The sequence below is a fragment of the Serratia montpellierensis genome, from assembly GCF_020858655.1.
GTDB lineage: Bacteria > Pseudomonadota > Gammaproteobacteria > Enterobacterales > Enterobacteriaceae > Serratia > Serratia montpellierensis.
On the sequence record NZ_VOSN01000018.1, the window covers coordinates 227,298 to 244,399 of the forward strand.

The 17,102-nt window shown below is 56.6% G+C and carries 12 protein-coding genes, 2 tRNA genes and 1 pseudogene; 9 read left to right on the forward strand and 6 right to left on the reverse strand.

Annotated elements, in window-relative coordinates; genetic code table 11:
• Positions 1-151: 151 nt before the first annotated feature.
• Together gyrA and rcsC are read left to right on the forward strand one after the other, a co-directional pair.
• On the forward strand, positions 152-2,794 hold the full coding sequence (gene gyrA / locus FUU19_RS19425; protein ID WP_141967622.1) for a DNA topoisomerase (ATP-hydrolyzing) subunit A: 2,643 nt from the start codon (positions 152-154) through the stop codon (positions 2,792-2,794).
• Positions 2,795-2,960: 166 nt separating this feature from the next.
• The gene (gene rcsC / locus FUU19_RS19430) at positions 2,961-5,822 is read left to right on the forward strand and encodes a two-component system sensor histidine kinase RcsC (protein ID WP_230490663.1); all 2,862 of its coding nucleotides are present in this window, start codon (positions 2,961-2,963) and stop codon (positions 5,820-5,822) included.
• Between the two features lie 61 nt (positions 5,823-5,883).
• Here rcsC and rcsB read toward each other — a convergent pair whose 3' ends face one another.
• From rcsB to FUU19_RS19450, 4 genes are read right to left on the reverse strand one after another with little or no spacing between them, the layout of a single operon-like run.
• Positions 5,884-6,534, reverse strand: coding sequence for a response regulator transcription factor RcsB (gene rcsB / locus FUU19_RS19435; protein WP_004935900.1), 651 nt, complete (start codon positions 6,532-6,534; stop codon positions 5,884-5,886).
• Entirely contained in the window at positions 6,527-9,229 is a 2,703-nt protein-coding gene (gene rcsD / locus FUU19_RS19440; RefSeq protein ID WP_230490664.1) for a phosphotransferase RcsD, read from the reverse strand. Before rcsD ends, rcsB begins: the two co-directional genes overlap by 8 nt.
• Positions 9,230-9,249: 20 nt before the next feature.
• The gene (locus tag FUU19_RS19445; RefSeq protein ID WP_047730202.1) at positions 9,250-10,404 is read right to left on the reverse strand and encodes an MFS transporter; all 1,155 of its coding nucleotides are present in this window, start codon (positions 10,402-10,404) and stop codon (positions 9,250-9,252) included.
• A gap of 55 nt (positions 10,405-10,459) precedes the next feature.
• Positions 10,460-10,867: a DUF4186 domain-containing protein gene (locus FUU19_RS19450; RefSeq protein WP_141967630.1), complete on the reverse strand. Its 408-nt coding sequence runs from the start codon at positions 10,865-10,867 to the stop codon at positions 10,460-10,462.
• 695 nt (positions 10,868-11,562) lie between these two features.
• Here FUU19_RS19450 and ompC point away from each other — a divergent pair.
• Both ompC and FUU19_RS19460 read left to right on the forward strand, forming a co-directional pair.
• The gene (gene ompC / locus FUU19_RS19455; RefSeq protein WP_197834084.1) at positions 11,563-12,693 is read left to right on the forward strand and encodes a porin OmpC; all 1,131 of its coding nucleotides are present in this window, start codon (positions 11,563-11,565) and stop codon (positions 12,691-12,693) included.
• Positions 12,694-12,843: 150 nt separating this feature from the next.
• Positions 12,844-13,260, forward strand: a complete 417-nt coding sequence (locus FUU19_RS19460; protein WP_202669887.1) for a VOC family protein — start codon at positions 12,844-12,846, stop codon at positions 13,258-13,260.
• On the opposite strand, the gene FUU19_RS19465 is transcribed toward FUU19_RS19460, so the two are convergent.
• On the reverse strand, positions 13,254-13,832 hold the full coding sequence (locus tag FUU19_RS19465; RefSeq protein ID WP_202669886.1) for a TetR/AcrR family transcriptional regulator: 579 nt from the start codon (positions 13,830-13,832) through the stop codon (positions 13,254-13,256). The two genes, FUU19_RS19460 and FUU19_RS19465, sit on opposite strands and share 7 nt — an antisense overlap.
• Before the next feature lie 107 nt (positions 13,833-13,939).
• Here FUU19_RS19465 and FUU19_RS19470 point away from each other — a divergent pair.
• From FUU19_RS19470 to FUU19_RS19485, 4 genes and pseudogenes are all read left to right on the forward strand, one after another.
• A pseudogene (locus FUU19_RS19470) lies at positions 13,940-14,409 on the forward strand (nuclear transport factor 2 family protein).
• Between the two features lie 127 nt (positions 14,410-14,536).
• The gene (osmE, locus tag FUU19_RS19475) at positions 14,537-14,866 is read left to right on the forward strand and encodes an osmotically-inducible lipoprotein OsmE (RefSeq protein WP_025303630.1); all 330 of its coding nucleotides are present in this window, start codon (positions 14,537-14,539) and stop codon (positions 14,864-14,866) included.
• A gap of 156 nt (positions 14,867-15,022) precedes the next feature.
• Positions 15,023-15,110: transfer RNA gene (locus FUU19_RS19480), tRNA-Ser, on the forward strand.
• Positions 15,111-15,116: 6 nt separating this feature from the next.
• Positions 15,117-15,192 (forward strand) — tRNA-Thr (locus FUU19_RS19485).
• Positions 15,193-15,292: 100 nt separating this feature from the next.
• Here FUU19_RS19485 and FUU19_RS19490 read toward each other — a convergent pair.
• Positions 15,293-15,970, reverse strand: coding sequence for a LexA family protein (locus FUU19_RS19490; RefSeq protein ID WP_230490665.1), 678 nt, complete (start codon positions 15,968-15,970; stop codon positions 15,293-15,295).
• Between the two features lie 209 nt (positions 15,971-16,179).
• On the opposite strand from FUU19_RS19490, the gene FUU19_RS19495 reads away from it, so the two are divergent.
• Entirely contained in the window at positions 16,180-16,542 is a 363-nt protein-coding gene (locus tag FUU19_RS19495) for an antiterminator Q family protein (protein ID WP_230490928.1), read from the forward strand.
• The last annotated feature ends 560 nt before the right edge of the window (positions 16,543-17,102 follow it).

The following is a 17,102-nucleotide window of genomic DNA, read 5'->3' on the forward strand; positions in this document are numbered from 1 at the left end:
TGCGCCGATGCGTTTTTAGCGCACTTATCTGCACAATTTCCGTGAAACAGCGGCGGTTATTTTCCCGTAAAGCGTGCTTTGTGATATAGTTTTACACCTTTGCCACTATGGCAGCGGGCAGATGAATCATTAGTAGAGGGATAGCAGCTCCATGAGCGACCTTGCCAGAGAAATCACACCGGTAAACATCGAAGACGAGTTGAAAAACTCGTATCTGGACTATGCGATGTCCGTTATTGTCGGACGTGCGCTGCCAGATGTTCGTGATGGACTGAAGCCGGTTCACCGCCGCGTTCTGTACGCGATGAGCGTATTGGGTAACGACTGGAATAAACCATACAAGAAATCGGCCCGTGTCGTCGGGGACGTGATCGGTAAATATCACCCGCACGGTGACAGCGCGGTTTACGACACTATCGTGCGTATGGCTCAGCCGTTTTCACTGCGCTACATGCTGGTGGACGGTCAGGGTAACTTCGGTTCCGTCGACGGCGACTCCGCCGCGGCGATGCGTTATACCGAAGTGCGCATGTCCAAGATTGCTCACGAACTGTTGGCGGATCTGGAAAAAGAAACCGTCGACTTCGTGCCTAACTACGATGGCACCGAGCAGATCCCGGCCGTCATGCCGACCAAGATCCCGAACCTGCTGGTTAACGGCGCATCGGGCATTGCCGTGGGCATGGCCACCAATATTCCGCCGCACAACCTGGCGGAAGTCGTCAACGGCTGCCTGGCCTATATCGACGATGAAAACATCAGCATCGAAGGGCTGATGGAACACATTCCGGGGCCAGATTTCCCGACGGCGGCGATCATCAACGGCCGCCGCGGTATTGAAGAGGCCTACCGCACCGGGCGCGGCAAAATCTACCTGCGCGCGCGCGCGGAAGTGGAAGCCGACGCCAAGACCGGGCGTGAAACCATCATCGTTCACGAGATCCCGTATCAGGTGAACAAGGCGCGTTTGATCGAGAAGATCGCCGAGCTGGTGAAAGAAAAACGCGTGGAAGGCATCAGCGCGCTGCGCGACGAGTCCGATAAAGACGGCATGCGCATCGTGATCGAAGTCAAACGCGACGCGGTCGGCGAAGTGGTGCTGAACAACCTGTATGCGCTGACGCAACTGCAGGTCACCTTCGGCATCAACATGGTCGCGCTGCATCAGGGGCAGCCTAAGCTGCTGAACCTGAAAGACATCCTCGTAGCCTTCGTGCGCCACCGCCGCGAAGTGGTTACCCGTCGCACCATCTTCGAACTGCGCAAGGCCCGCGATCGCGCCCATATCCTGGAAGCGCTGGCTATCGCGCTCGCCAACATCGACCCGATCATCGAGCTGATTCGCCGTGCGCCGACGCCGGCGGAAGCGAAAGTCGCGCTGGTGGCTCAGCCGTGGGATCTGGGCAACGTCAGCGCCATGCTGGAACGCGCCGGTGACGACGCCGCCCGCCCTGAGTGGCTGGAGCCGGAGTTCGGCATCCGCGACGGCAAGTACTACCTGACCGAGCAGCAGGCTCAGGCGATTCTGGATCTGCGTCTGCAGAAACTGACCGGCCTGGAGCACGAAAAGCTGCTGGAAGAATATAAAGAGCTGCTCAACTTCATCGCCGAGCTGATCTTTATTCTGGAAAGCCCAGAGCGCCTGATGGAAGTGATCCGCGAAGAGCTGGTGGCGGTCAAAGAGCTGTACAACGACGGCCGTCGCACCGAGATCACCGCCAACACTTCCGACATCAACATCGAAGACCTGATCAACCAGGAAGACGTGGTGGTGACCCTGTCTCACCAGGGCTACGTGAAGTACCAGCCGCTGTCCGACTATGAGGCGCAGCGCCGCGGCGGCAAAGGCAAGTCCGCCGCGCGTATTAAAGAAGAAGACTTTATCGATCGCCTGCTGGTGGCCAACACCCACGATACGATCCTGTGCTTCTCCAGCCGTGGCCGCCTGTACTGGATGAAGGTGTACCAACTGCCTGAAGCCAGCCGTGGCGCGCGCGGTCGCCCAATCGTCAATCTGTTGCCGCTGGAAGCCGATGAGCGTATCACCGCCATCCTGCCGGTACGCGAGTATGAAGAAGGGCGCCATGTGTTCATGGCCACCGCCAGCGGTACCGTGAAGAAAACCGCGTTGACCGAGTTCAGCCGTCCGCGCAGCGCCGGCATCATCGCCGTCAACCTCAACGAGGGCGACGAGCTGATCGGTGTCGATCTGACCGACGGCAGCAACGAAGTCATGCTGTTCTCGGCTAACGGTAAAGTGGTGCGATTCCCGGAAACGCAGGTGCGTTCGATGGGCCGTACCGCGACCGGCGTACGCGGCATCAACCTCGGCGAAGGCGACAGCGTGATCTCGCTGATCGTGCCGCGCGGCGAAGGCGACATTCTGACCGTCACGCAAAACGGCTTCGGTAAACGTACTGCAGTGACCGAGTACCCGACCAAGTCACGCGCCACCCAGGGGGTTATCTCCATCAAGGTGAGCGAGCGTAACGGCCAGGTGGTTGGTGCCGTGCAGGTGGAAACCAGCGACCAGATCATGATGATCACCGATGCCGGCACGCTGGTGCGTACCCGCGTTTCGGAAGTCAGCGTGGTGGGCCGTAACACCCAGGGCGTGACGTTGATCCGCACGGCGGAAGACGAAAACGTCGTCGGCCTGCAGCGGGTGGCTGAGCCGGTGGAAGACGAAGAGCTGGATAGCCTGGAACCGGGCGCGGAAGCGGTGGAAGAAGACACCACGCCGCTGGACGATGGCGACGACGCGGCTGAGCCGATGGACGACGACAACGTTTAAGCAAGGTGAGGGCGTCGGCATACCGACACCGTAATGCACTGAGACAAAAGGGCCTGGCAGCGATGCTAGGCCCTTTTTCAGTTATATGGTTTAATTGGCGCACCGAGCCGCCGGCCGTCGCGCCGGCGACAACGCGCGCAGTCACTGACTTTCGTATGGTATCCGATTGAAATACTTAGCCTCTTTTCGAACTACGCTGAAGATATCCCGCTATCTGTTCCGGGTGCTGGCGATTTTGCTGTGGTCGTTGGGAGCGCTGCTCACCACCTTTTATATTCTGAATATTCTGCATCAGAAAGAATCGGACATCCGGCAGGAGTACAACCTCAATTTTGATCAGGCGCAGGGCTATATCCGCCATTCGGCCGACATTATCCGCGATATCAAGTATATGGCGGAGAACCGCCTCAACGGGTCGGTCAGCAGCCTGGACATGTTCAGCGGCGTGTTTCCCGGCAAAGGCAGCCCACCGCAATTCTTCCCGCTGTACCCGGAGTCCAACTGTGCGCTGAGCACCACCTACCGCAGTTCGCTCGATTCGCTGAGTGGCCTGATCCAGTATTGGAAAGAGAACTTCGTGGCGGCCTACGATCTCAACCGGGTGTTCTTCATCGGCGGCGACAGCCTGTGTCTGGCGGAGTTCGGCGGCGGCAACGCGGTCGCCAATCGGGAAAACATGCTGAAGTTGCTGCACGAGCGCATTCTGAAATACCGCAATGCCAAGAGCCTGGACAAAGACAACAACCTGTATTGGATTAGTCCCAGCGCGCAGCGGCCGGACGTCGGTTATCTGTATGTGCTGGCGCCTATCTATATCGGTAACAAGCTGGAGGCGCTGTTGGGGATCGAGCAAACCGTCCGGCTGGAAGATTTCGTCACCGCCGGCAACCTGCCGATCGGCGTCACGCTGCTGGATGAAAACAACGAGCCGGTGCTGCGCCTGGCGGACGGCGATCGCTATGCCGCTTCGCTCAACAGCTACCCCGAAGAGCATGCCTACTTCGGTTATGTCGACAACTACCGCGATCTGATCCTGAAGAAAGCGCTGCCGCCGTCTTCGCTGAGCATCGTTTATGCGCTGCCGGTGAAAAGCGTGGTGGAACGCTTCAAGATGCTGATCCTCAATGCGCTGTTGCTGAATCTGCTGTCGGCTATCGTGCTGTTTACGCTGGCATGGCTGTTTGAGCGCAAGATGTTCCTGCCGGCGGAGGACAACGCTTTCCGCCTGGAAGAGCACGAGCAGTTCAACCGCAAGATTGTCGCCTCGGCGCCGGTGGGCATCTGTATTCTGCGCATCAGCGACGGCACCAATATTCTGAGTAACGAGCTGGCGCACAACTATATCAATTTGTTGACCCACGAAGATCGCGATCGCATTACGCGCATCATTTGCGAGCAGCAGGCAAATTTCGTCGATGTGATGACCAGCAATAACAACAACCTGCAGATCAGCTTTGTCCACTCGCGCTACCGTAACGAAGAGGTGGCGATTTGCGTGCTGGTGGACGTCAGCGCGCGCGTGAAGATGGAAGAGTCGCTGCAAGAGATGGCGGCGGCGGCGGAGCAGGCCAGCCAGTCCAAATCGATGTTCCTGGCCACCGTCAGCCATGAGCTGCGCACGCCGCTGTACGGCATTATCGGCAACCTCGATTTGCTGCAAACCAAGGCGCTGCCGCAAGGGGTCGATCGGTTGGTCAACGCGATGAACAACTCTTCCGGCCTGCTGCTGAAAATCATCAGCGATATTCTCGATTTCTCCAAAATCGAGTCCGAGCAGCTGAAGATAGAGCCGCGCGAGTTCTCCTGCCTGGAGGTAATCACCCATATCGCCGGCAACTATTTGCCGTTGGTGGTGAAGAAACGTCTGGGGCTGTACTGCTTTATCGAACAGAATGTGCCAGAGCGTATCTTTGGCGATCCGGTGCGGCTGCAACAGGTGCTCTCCAACCTGGTGAACAACGCCATCAAGTTCACCGATACCGGCTGTATCGTGCTGCAGGTCTGCACCCGCGGCAGCTATCTGGAGTTCAGCGTACGCGATACCGGCGTCGGTATTCCGGAGAAGGAAATTTCGCGCCTGTTCGATCCGTTCTTCCAGGTGGGCACCGGCGTGCAGCGTCATTTCCAGGGAACCGGACTGGGGTTGGCGATCTGTGAAAAACTGATCAACCTGATGGACGGTGATATCGCCGTCGAGTCTGAACCAGGGCTGGGTAGCTTGTTCAGCATCCGCATCCCGCTGTTCAACGCTCAGTTCCCCATCCCGCAGGCCAGCGATACCTGGCAGGGCCGTCGGCTGTGGCTGGATATTCGCAATCAGCGGCTGGAAAGTTACCTGATGGCGATTCTGGGGGGCTACGGCGCCGATATCCAGCGCTATGACGGCCAAGAGACTGCCGCCGGCGAGGTGATGCTCAGCGATCATCCGCTGATGCTGGACACGCCGCTGTTGGCTCAGATCCAATTGTCTACCGAGCATATCGGCCCATCGCTGGAAACCCGGCCGGGTTATTGGATGCACAGCACTTCCACGCCGCGAGAAACGCTGACCTTGCTCAACCGGTTGTTCGGCGTCGGCAACGGCGCGGCAGAGGCGCTGGTGCAACTGCCGGTGCCCGCCAAGGCCAGCGCGGCGGACAACGGCGATATTCATCTGCTGGTGGTTGACGATCATCCGATCAACCGTCGCCTGTTGTCCGATCAGCTGGGGTCGCTGGGGTATCAGGTGGTGACCGCCAACGACGGCGTCGACGCGCTCGGCGTACTGAAACAGCATCACGTCGATATTGTGCTGACCGACGTCAATATGCCGAACATGGACGGTTATCGCCTGACGCAGGAACTGCGACAGATGCAGTTCAGCGCGCCGGTAATCGGCGTGACGGCGAACGCGCTGGCGGAAGAGAAGCAGCGCTGTCTCGAGGCGGGTATGGATAACTGCCTGTCGAAACCGGTTACGCTGGAGACGCTGGAGCAGACGCTGGCTTATTACAGCCAACAGGTCCGCTACAACCGCAGCGAGGCCTGAAAAGCAAACAGGCACGGCGGATGCCGTGCCTGTTTGGCGTTAACCTGCCGTGAGGCGGGCTTTAGTCTTTGTCCAACGGCGTCATGCTGACGGACGAGAGATAGTTGAGCAGGGCGATGTCGTTCTCGACACCCAGCTTCATCATTGCCGATTTCTTCTGGCTGCTGATGGTTTTGATGCTACGGTTGAGTTTCTTGGCGATTTCGGTCACCAGGAAACCTTCGGCGAACAGACGCAGCACTTCGCTCTCTTTCGGCGACAGGCGTTTGTCGCCATAGCCGCTGGCGCTGATTTTTTCCAGCAGTTTAGAGACGCTTTCCGGCGTGAACTTCTTGCCTTTCTGCAGGGCGGCCAGCGCCTTCGGCAGATCGGTCGGCGCGCCTTGTTTCAGCACGATGCCTTCGATATCCAGATCCAATACCGCGCTCAGGATCGCCGGGTTGTTGTTCATGGTCAGCACGATGATCGACAACTGCGGATAGTGGCGCTTGATGTACTTAATCAGCGTGATGCCGTCGCCATACTTGTCACCCGGCATCGACAGATCGGTGATCAGCACGTTGGCGTCCAGCTTGGACAGATTGTTGATCAGTGCGGTTGAGTCTTCGAACTCCCCAACGACATTCACCCATTCAATTTGCTCAAGTGACTTCCGGATGCCAAACAGTACGATAGGATGGTCATCAGCAATAATTACGTTCAGGTTATTCATGTTGTTGGCTACCTTGCTTCAGCAGTCTGCTGACGAAAAAATCAATCTGACTGATGTTATTCTCGATCTCGGGCGCATCACCTTCTGCGATGCGCTGTTCTAACGATTCGCACAGCTGCTTGCCGGGAAGCAGATTTAACATGGCAAACACGCCTTTCAGGCGGTGTGCGGTTTGTGACAGCGCATTGAAATCACTGCTGCCCGCCTCAGTATACAGTTTTTTGACATCGTCGGGTACTGTATCGACAAACAGCCCATAGTAATCACTTGATTTCAATTGTTTTTCATAGAGTTGGATATCTTCTGAGCTCAATGAAAGCGGGCTTTCTTCCTGCTCCAGCGCGGCCATTTGCTGTTCGATCAGCATCAGCACGGCGTCGATTAATGCGCCGTTCAGGTTATAGTTCACCCGAATGTAGCGTTTATCCAGCGCTTGCCAGCCCGGCTCATCGGTCGCCAGCAACAGCGTGTAATCATCGGCGCGCTGCGGGTTATCGGTCAGCAGCACGTCATAATCGCGGTTGACCGCGCGATCTTCGGCGACGAGGCAGTCGGCGCCGTAGGCCTGCAACAGGCGGGTCACGATGCCGCGCACTTCATCTGACGTGACGTCCAACAGGGCGGTGACGCCGTCGAGCAACTTTTCCTGCTCCTGCGGCTCTTTTTTCTCCATCTCCATGGCGACGCGAATGGTATAGCGAGTGCCGATATCCACCTTGCTGCGAATGTCCAACTGGCCGTTCAGCTTCTTGCACAGCTGATTGCACAGGAAGAAGGTGAGGCCGGAACCGTGGTTGAAGCGATCCACCAACGTCTGGCTGAGGAACGGATAGTTGAGGTTGCTGATCTCTTCGTTGGAGATGCCGGAACCGGTGTCGTTGATTTGGAAAATCAGGCGGTCCGGATGTTCGGGCTCATGGTCGATGACCAGAGAAATTTTGCCGCAGGCGGTGGTGATAATGGCGTAATGCACCAGCAGCGCGATCACTTTGCGTAGCGCGTTGGCGTCGCCGATATAGTTCTGCTCGACGTCCAGCTGGAAATGCTTGAACAGCGCCAGCCCCTTCTGGTTAAGGGCAGGCAGGGCCTCCAGCAGCAACTCGTCGACCATCGCTGCCGGGTTGAACGGTTCGCGCGTAGGCTGCCAGTCCTGGGTTTCCAGCCGGGTCAGCAGGGTAATGTTATCGATCAAACCCAGCACCGAAGCCGACTCCGCGGTCAACTGGCCCAGCAGTGCCTGTTGCTGCTCCTCATCCGGCCGGTTGCGCAGGCGATCGACCAGATCGTGCATCTGACGCACCGGCTGATTGAGCTCGATGCCCAAATTGTGCAGCATCAGTTTGCGCGCCTGAACGTTCTTGTCGTATTCGCGCCGAGCCTGCTGCAACCGTTTGTTCACCATCACTTCTTTATCCTGATCGTGCATCAGGAACAGATAGGTGTCCGGCGACAGCTGGCTGCGGAAAATGCGAATTTCATACACCTCGTTGTTGACCGTTGCCTGGATGACACCGTGGTGCTGTTCGGCCATATGGGCGATCTTTTGCAGGCTGAGGTGCGGCAGCAGGTGCTCGGCGATTTTGTTGCTGGCGATCACCGTATTGTTGGCGAAGCTATAGACCAGCAGGCCGGAAGGCAGGCTGGAGACGATCTCCTGATTCAGCGCGCGCTCGGCTTCCAGCTCCACCGCCATGTTCTCGCTCGGGCGAATGTACTGGCGGCGGATAAAGTAGATGCTCAGCATCGACAGCGCCAGCAGCAGCAGGTTGATCGCGATCAGCCAGATGTTGTTGCGCAGCAGATCGATAGCCAGATTGATGGCCGAAACGCGATATACCACCTTCAGCGGCGCATTGGGCAGGGCGGCGCTGAACTCGACCCAACCGCCGCTCATCGTCGCATGGGTACCGAGAGCCGTTTCCGCCGGGATGGCGCTGTCGTCGAGATCGACATCGTCCGGCAGCAGCAGGAAATTGGCGCGGGCCAGATTGGCCGGAATGATGTCGTTGATCGGCAAGTCGAAGGCGATCACCGTCGCCAGATGCCCCGGTTGATTAAAGGTGGTGCGAATCGAGAACGAATAGGCGTTCTGGAAACGCTGCTTGCGCAGATCGGAAAAGCTTTCGCGCTCGTCGAGCATGTTGGCCTGTTGCAGCATCTCTGCGCGGCGTTCGTCCGCCGAGGTGGTCAGGTAGCTCTCTCGAAAGCGCGAAGCCAGCTCTTTGAGCGGCTGGGTGGTGATCAGACTGAGGCTGTTGTCCTGACCATTGAGGTAATACATGGCGTAGTTCTCGGTCTTGGCACCCCAGCGGGTGTCCAGATAATCCGAGATGTTGGCGATCATCGCCAGCGTGTTCTCGTCATGGCTGCCGAAGATCACCGCGTCGGTTTTCTTGTGCGGCTTCTCGACATAATAGACGTCGGGCCGCAGGCGGGTTTCCTGCAAGCTGGGATCGCCATTCTGCGCCGGCGCATTGCCGAATTTGTCATAGACCTGGTAGGTCATATAGCGGTAGGTATCGATACGCTTTTGCAGCGAACCGGCAATGCTGTTCAGCGTGTACTTCTTTTCCGCCAGCCAGGCGTTGGTGTAGTTGTAACCATACAGGCCAATGCCGATCGTCAGCAGCACGATAAACAGCAGGAAGCAGCGAGTAATGTTGCTGGAGCTGATGGTCAGTTGTTTATTTTGCATAGTGGCTGCACATTCCTGAATCAGCGAGTGACGGCCTTGGCGCTGGCGGTTACCGCCAACAGCAGAGCGGCTACGCAGGCGAAAGCCACCGTCAGGCTGGAAAACTGAGCGATAAAGCCGATCAGCGCCGGGCCGGCCAGAATACCGGCATAGCCGACGGTAGTGACGGAAGCAATCGCCAAATTGGCCGGCATATCGCGCTGGTTGCCCGCCGCGCTGAACAGGATCGGCACGACGTTCGAGGCGCCCAGGCCGACCAGCATGAAACCGACCAGCGACACGGTGGCGTGATTGAAGGCGATGGCCAGGCTCAGACCGAGTGCAGCGCACAGGCTGCCCAGCAGCAACACCCGGTAGCGGCCCAGCGAGTTCACCACCCGATCGCCATTGAGTCGGCCGAGCGTCATGGTGATGGAAAACAGCGCATAACCCAGGCCGGCCTGGCTATGCTCGACGCCGCGCAGCGTGGTGAGGAACAGCGCGCTCCAGTCCAGCATCGATCCTTCCGCCAGAAACATGATAAAGCACAGGATGCCGATGAACATCACCCAGCCGCGCGGCAAGACGAACATCGGCCCGCCATCGTCGGCGCCGCTCTCACGCAGCAGATGGCGGCTGGCGAGCGCCAGCAGCACTATCACCGCCAGTACGGTAAGCAGGGTGGATTGCAGCGGCGTCAGGCCCAGCCACAGCAGCGCGCTGACGCCACCGGCGCCGGCAATGCCGCCGATGCTGAAGAAACCGTGAAAACCGGACATCATCGCCTTGCCGCTGGCGCGTTCAACGATCACCGCCTGAACGTTCATCGCCACGTCGATCATGCCGATCGCCGCCCCGAACAGCAGCAGCGCCACGGCCATGCCGCCGAGGGAATCCATCAGCGCCAGCAGCGGCAGATCGATGCATAACCCGAGCCCCGCCATCAGGATCACCGCGCGGCAGCCCAATTTGCCGGTCAGGAAACCGGTCAGCGGCATCGCCAGCATGGAACCGGCGCCGATACAGAGCAGCAACAGGCCGAGCGAGCCGTCATCGATACCGATGCGCGTTTTGGCGAAGGGGACCAGCGGCGCCCAGGCGGCCATGCCGAGGCCGGCGACGAAAAAGGCCAGACGGGTGGCGATCTGTTGAGGAACGCCGGGCGTTTGCTGTTCATTGCACAAGGTGGCTGTCATGTAAGCGTCAGGATTCTTGGGTCAAAAGAGTGGTGAAAGTTACTGACAGTTTTTATCACAATCCGCGATCCGGGTCGAAAAGATTCGCGCCTGGCTCCTCCCTGGCACCGCCTCTGCGCACCAGCCACAGGGCGATCGCCTGGACTATATAGGCCTTTTGTTGCTGGTCGAGCGCGATACCCTGCGGTATGTCGTGCCATTTTTCCAGACAGCCGCGGCAGCAGGTGGCGGTGGCGTGCTGGGCGACGAACACCGGGTGGCCGCGCATCGGCGTTTGCTTGCCGTCATTCTTGGGATGGGCGGCGGCCAGGCGGCGGTCGATGAAATCGCGGGCATGGCTGAGGATCAGCGGCAGGCCTTTGTCATCGAGATAGGTTTGGTCTTTGGGATTCAAACGGAAGCGGGCGCGGAAGGGGGAGCTTTGCAGCCGCCGCCAGAGCGCGTCAGGGTGAAATGGCATCATGACTTTACTCGCTGAAGATGAGCTTTTTCTCAGGCTACCAGAAGTGAAACTCCACGGCTAATTATGCCTGCGGCAAGAAATAACGGATGGGATAAAGCACGAAATGAAAAACAAGCTCAATTTGTAGACTAAAATAAGGGAAAAGATTAGCAATTAGTGCGGAAGTGAATTAGTGAAACTATATCATGAGGTTATTTATTTGTGTGCTATTTGTACGAGTTGAAATTGTGAGGAGAGTGTGAAGAAAAATAAAAAACCGGCCATAAGCCGGTTAAAGGAATGCTGAAATTATCTTCGGGTAATGAAGGTAATAATGAAAATAATGATGATAGCGAGGTGATTATAGCGACTGAGTGCGGACAGCGTTTTGGCACAATGTGCTTATTGCCCGGTTCAATTGTATGGTTGCCTTTTTTTTCTTAAAGATATGTATAACTACATGATTTTTTATCAATTAATCTATTCTTTGTCTTTAAGTGCTTTATTTTGTTTGTCTGTAAGGTTTTGTGAAAGTTCGCGCGTAATTACATTTTGAAACCTTTATTAATTACAATGAAACACTATCGGATACTTGGTATCATTTTCTTTCTGGATTAATATAACCCTTGTTACCAGAATGGTAATGCACAGTCGTGCTAATAATGCTCGAAAAGGGCAGTGGCCGTAGCTCGACATAATTAACGAGGATAATAACGATGAAACTTCGAGTACTCTCTCTGATGGTACCCGCACTGCTGGTTGCAGGCACAGCAGGCGCGGCGGAAATCTACAACAAAGACGGTAATAAACTGGATTTGTACGGTAAAGTCGACGGTCTTCACTATTTCTCCAGCAATGATGGCGCGGACGGCGATCAGTCTTATATGCGTTTTGGCCTGCGCGGCGAAACGCAAATCAGCGATCAGCTGACCGGTTACGGCCAGTGGGAATATCAGGCCAACCTGAACCACGCTGAAAACCAGGACAACAAGAACTTCACCCGTTACGGCTTCGCCGGTCTGAAATTCGGCGACTACGGTTCCTTCGACTACGGTCGTAACACCGGCGTGCTGTACGACGTCGCGGCTTACACCGACTTGCAGCCTGAGTTCGACGGCTCGACCTACGGTGCTGACCAGTTCATGTTCCAGCGTTCCAGCGGCCTGGCGACCTACCGTAACAACGGCTTCTTCGGCCTGGTAGACGGCCTGAACTTTGCCCTGCAGTACCAGGGTAAGAACGGCAGCCCAGAAGAAACCAACAACGGCCGTGACGTTCTGGGTCAGAACGGCGAAGGCTATGGCATGTCGATGAGCTACGACCTGGGCTACGGTATCAGTGCCGCCGGTGCCTTCTTCAACTCTCGTCGTACCAGCGAGCAGAACGGCGGTGGCGGCTACCAGAACATTATGGGCCGCGGCGATAAAGCAGAAGGGTATTCCGGCGGCCTGAAATATGACGCCAACGACACCTATCTGGCCGTGATGTTCACCCAGTCATACAATGCGGCGCGCTTCGGTAGCTCTACCAGCGATGCTTTCGGTTACGCCAACAAGGCGCAGAGCTTCGAAGCCTACGCGCACTACCAGTTCGACTTCGGTCTGCGTCCGTTCGTGGGCTATAACCAGACCAAAGGTAAAGACCTGGGCCTCGCCGGTAACGGCAAGGACTACGGCGATGAAGATCTGGTCAAATTCGTCGACCTGGGTGCGACCTACTTCTTCAACAAAAACATGTCCACCTATGTTGACTACAAAATCAACCTGCTGGACAACAACGACTTCACCCAAGCTGCCGGTATCAACACCGACAACGTGGTTGCCGTGGGCCTGGTTTACCAGTTCTAAGCACCTCCGTGTGAACGTCATCGCGCGGCCTTCGGGCCGCGTTTTTTTTTGCCTGTAAAGCACGGATTGATCCGTTGTCGGCACGGGAAGCGCTTCGGCTCGCCCTTGCTCGGCCTACGCTGTCAGTACAGCAAACAGAACGGAGGTGATATGGAACTCAAGATCGACAAGGTGATCGAAACGGTGCTGTACGTCAGCGATATTGAACGCGCGGACGCCTTTTATCGAGAGGTGCTGCAACTGCCGGCGATGGTCGCCAACGAACGGTTTCGCGCCTATAACGTCGGCGATCGAAGCGTATTGTTGCTGTTTATTGAGGGCGATTCGCTGCGCGGGGCGCACTATCCGACCGGGTTTATTCCCGCGCACGATGGCGTGGGGCCGGCGCATATCGGGCTGGCGGTAGCGAAAGACCAACTGCCGTATTGGGAACGGCATCTGATGGCCAACGGCGTGGAGATAGAGGGGCGGATGCGCTGGGAACACGGTGGGGAGAGCATTTATTTTCGCGATCCCGACGCTCACCTGCTGGAGTTGGTGACGCCGGGCATCTGGGCCAATTACTGATCGAACCCGCCTTGCGCCAACATGCCCAACGCGGCATTCAGCACCTGCAGCGCGGCCTGCGGTTGCCGCTCTATCTGCACTCTGACGATGGCGCCGTCGATCAGCATCGCCAACATCGCTGCATGCTGTTCCCGCTGTGGGCCGGCGGGCAGGTGGCGCGCCAGCTCGTCCGCCATCTGCCGCTTATGCTGGCCGGCGATGTGCAGGCTTTCCGGCAGCAGGTCGGCAAGCTCCACCGCCGTATTGATAAACGCGCAGCCGCGAAAGCGCGGGTCGTCGAACCATTCCGCCAGGCAGGGCGCCAGCGCCGCCAGCAACCCGCCGGTTTGCGCCACATGCCTGGCCAACGCTGTGCTGAACCAGGCTAGCCACTGCTGGTGGCGATAGGCCAAAAACGCCGTAATCAGGTCGTTCTTGCTGGGAAAGTGGCGGTAAAACGTCACCTTGGTTACGCCAGATTCCTTGATGATGCGATCGATACCGGTGGCGCGGATCCCCTCCTGATAAAACAGATCGTGTGCCGTCAGCAGGATGCGCTGGCGGGCGGGCAAGGCGTTGAGATCGGCAGTCATCATTTTCTCCCGGGCTATTTTCGAGTGATTGTAGACAACTCTGTCTACATGCGCTAGCGTAATGATGTAGACAGAGTTGTCTACATGCCTTCACTCAGGAGATGAACATGAGCATTAAACCCCCATTGCCGCCTTTTACCCGCGAATCCGCCATCGAGAAGGTGCGGCTGGCGGAGGATGCCTGGAACAGCCGCGATCCCGAACGCGTATCGCAAGTGTATTCTCTTGATACCCACTGGCGTAACCGTGCGGAATTTGTCGACGGCCGTGCGGCGGTGGTCGGTTTTTTACAACGCAAATGGGCGAAAGAACTGGAGTATCGATTGATTAAGGAGCTGTGGGCGTTTGATGGGGCGCGCATCGCGGTGCGTTTTGCCTATGAATGGCGCGACGATTCCGGCAACTGGTATCGCAGTTTCGGCAACGAAAACTGGGAGTTCAATCAGGAGGGGCTGATGATCAATCGCCATGCTTGCATCAACGACATGCCGATCCGCGAACAGGATCGGCGTTTTCATTGGCCGCTCAGGGCCGGCGCCCGGACGATGTCCCGGCCCTGAGCGATTTCGGTTTCTGAATCTGACGTTGCACCCGCGATGGTCGCTCGTGAGAAAAAGCGCACCGATCGACAAAGGGGAATTTGTAGAAAAGCCTTTCCACTTCTAGACTTAGGGGACAACAAACGCACTCCAAGAGGACAAGCTATGACGAAGAAGTTGGTTTTGGCCGTCGGCACTGCGGCGGTATTTTCCATTCTTGCCGGCTGTACCACCTATGATCGTGCAGCCAGCTATGTCAATGAGCCGGTGGTCAGCGATGTCAAAGTAGGGATGACCAAGCAACAGGTGCGGGCTATCGCGGGTCCGCCGTCGACCACCGCCACGCTGGTTCATGCGCAGGGCACCTGCGACACCTATGCGGTGGCGCCGCGCGACGGCAAGGTGCAAACCTATTTTGTCAGTTACAACGACACGGGCCATGTCATGAACAAGGGCTATCAAACCTGTTCAGACTACGATTCTCAGCCGAAATAATCGCGTTTCGGCCGACCAAAAAGCCTCGCTTGCGCGGGGCTTTTCATTTTTTAAGCGTTTAAGGCCTGAAGTTTAGGCAACTGCACCGGTTGTGCCATTTTTTTGCATCAAAACGATAGACATTTCATAACGGTATCGCTAATATCAGCGCCCATTGGAAGGATGGCCGAGTGGTTTAAGGCAACGGTCTTGAAAACCGTCGAGTGTAACAGCTCCCAGAGTTCGAATCTCTGTCCTTCCGCCAAATTCAGCCGGCTTAGCTCAGTAGGTAGAGCAACTGACTTGTAATCAGTAGGTCACCAGTTCGATTCCGGTAGCCGGCACCATGATAAAGCAGTATCGGCACCCTGAGTGCCAAAGAAAACCGCCAGCCGCAAGGTTGGCGGTTTTTTGCTTTATGCCATTCCCAACGCGGCGTGTACGGGGCTAGGGCAGCCAGGCGCCAAGCACCACACCGATAATCACGTACTCATCGGCATTCAGCGCCGGGCAATCCGGCATGATCCCCTTAAGCCATCGATGCTCCGCCTCCTCAACGTATCTTCTAAAGGTGAGCTCAGCGTTGTCGTAGCGTTTTGCTATCACCTTGTCGCCGGACACGAGCTCGGTTATGCCGGCGGCAACGGGTTCGACGAGTATCAAGGCGCCCTGAGGGTAATTGGCGCCGGCAGAGCCGCTCATTGTGTCATCCCGTACGGGCAGCCAGTAGGCCTTAGCGCTGCACTGCACCATCGCCGGGTAGTGGACGGCCGTCCCTTTGTTCAGCTGTTCGTAAGACAACGGTAAGGTCCACGCCAGCAGCGGCAGCGTTTTACCCAGGGCCTGCGCGGCCTTCTTCCTGACGGGGCGCAGCCTGGTTTGCTCCAGGCCGTCCAGCCAGCCGATTTGCACGGCGAAGTACTGTTCAATCCTGCGCGCCATATCGCCACTGATGCCTTTTTTCCCTTTCTTGCCCGGCGGGTAGAGCAGGCGAGAGACATAGTCAGCGGCAATGCCGAGCGCCTCGGCAAGGCGCTTTTGGCCGCCGACGCCGAGGTTGTCGATCAGGGTGATCAGGCGCTCTCGCCGCATCTCCTGCAGGTGCAATTTTTGCTCGTTTTTCATGAGGCCATCGTACCTAAATTTAGCTGCAGGTAAATGGCTTTTCGCTATTGAAAAAAAGATACCTCTGGGTATACTTGACACTGTTTATTTATACAGTACTTGGTGCGGCATTCCTCGGCGAGCACGCCGAGCAGCACAACGGCTCGACCGACGTCGGTAAGCGACATGGAGCCCTGGCGATGTGGCAAACGCCCAAAGGAGGTGGAAGCATGAGAGATATGAATGAAGTGTTGGAGCGATGGGGCGTATGGGCCAGGGATAACAGCGGCATTGATTATTCCCCCATTGCCGCCGGGTTCAAAGGGCTGTTGTCCTATAAATCGAATGGCGAGCTCTCCTGCTGCGATGATGACGGCCTGGTGATCGACGGTTGCGTGGGCAGATTGAAGAAGTACAAACCCGAAGAGTTCGATCTCATCATTGCCCACCATGTTTGTGGCATATCTCTGCGCAAGATTGCCCTGAAGAGGAAATGTTCAGACGGTACGATACGTAAAGAGATGCAAACGGCGGAGGGATTTATCGGTGGGTGCCTGGCGATGCTGGATATAAAGCTGAGCATGGATCGCTGAAACGGCTGCCGTTGAAATTGAAGAGGGCTTATTTTTCGCCTCCTAATGACATCAGGAATAACTAGGGCGAGTAAAATATCTTGCGCGTCGCCATAATTAAAAAAAGCTCACGCGTACGCAAATAAGCCGGTAATATGATAAAACTGAGTCGTTGCCGGCGCCGCCGCACGATAGATAAACCTCGCTCCGGCGGGGTTTATTTTTTTTATAAAAGACTCACGCGTACGCAAATAAGCGAGTAATCTGATAAAACTGAATTGTTGCCGGCGCCGCCGCACGATAGGTAAACCTCACTTCTGCGGGGTTTTTCATTTTTTATCACAAAAGACTCACGCGTACGCAAATAAACCGGTAATCTGCTAAAACTGAGTCGTTGCCGGCGCCGCCGCACGATAGATAAACCTCGCTCCGGCGGGGTTTATTTTTTTTATAAAAGACTCACGCGTACGCAAATAAGACTGTAATCTGATAAAACTGAGTGGTTGCCGGCGCCGCCACATGATAGATAAATCTCGCTCCGGCGGGGTTTATTTTTTATAAAAGACTCACGCGTACGCAAA

Coding starts and splice junctions, on each gene's coding strand:
- gyrA (WP_141967622.1), top strand. CDS start 152: ATGAGCGACCTTGCCAGAGAAATCACACCGGTAAACATCGAAGACGAG.
- rcsB (WP_004935900.1), bottom strand. CDS start 6,534: ATGAATAACCTGAACGTAATTATTGCTGATGACCATCCTATCGTACTG.
- rcsD (WP_230490664.1), bottom strand. CDS start 9,229: ATGCAAAATAAACAACTGACCATCAGCTCCAGCAACATTACTCGCTGC.
- FUU19_RS19445 (WP_047730202.1), bottom strand. CDS start 10,404: ATGACAGCCACCTTGTGCAATGAACAGCAAACGCCCGGCGTTCCTCAA.
- FUU19_RS19450 (WP_141967630.1), bottom strand. CDS start 10,867: ATGATGCCATTTCACCCTGACGCGCTCTGGCGGCGGCTGCAAAGCTCC.
- ompC (WP_197834084.1), top strand. CDS start 11,563: ATGAAACTTCGAGTACTCTCTCTGATGGTACCCGCACTGCTGGTTGCA.
- FUU19_RS19460 (WP_202669887.1), top strand. CDS start 12,844: ATGGAACTCAAGATCGACAAGGTGATCGAAACGGTGCTGTACGTCAGC.
- FUU19_RS19465 (WP_202669886.1), bottom strand. CDS start 13,832: ATGACTGCCGATCTCAACGCCTTGCCCGCCCGCCAGCGCATCCTGCTG.
- osmE (WP_025303630.1), top strand. CDS start 14,537: ATGACGAAGAAGTTGGTTTTGGCCGTCGGCACTGCGGCGGTATTTTCC.
- FUU19_RS19490 (WP_230490665.1), bottom strand. CDS start 15,970: ATGAAAAACGAGCAAAAATTGCACCTGCAGGAGATGCGGCGAGAGCGC.
- FUU19_RS19495 (WP_230490928.1), top strand. CDS start 16,180: ATGAGAGATATGAATGAAGTGTTGGAGCGATGGGGCGTATGGGCCAGG.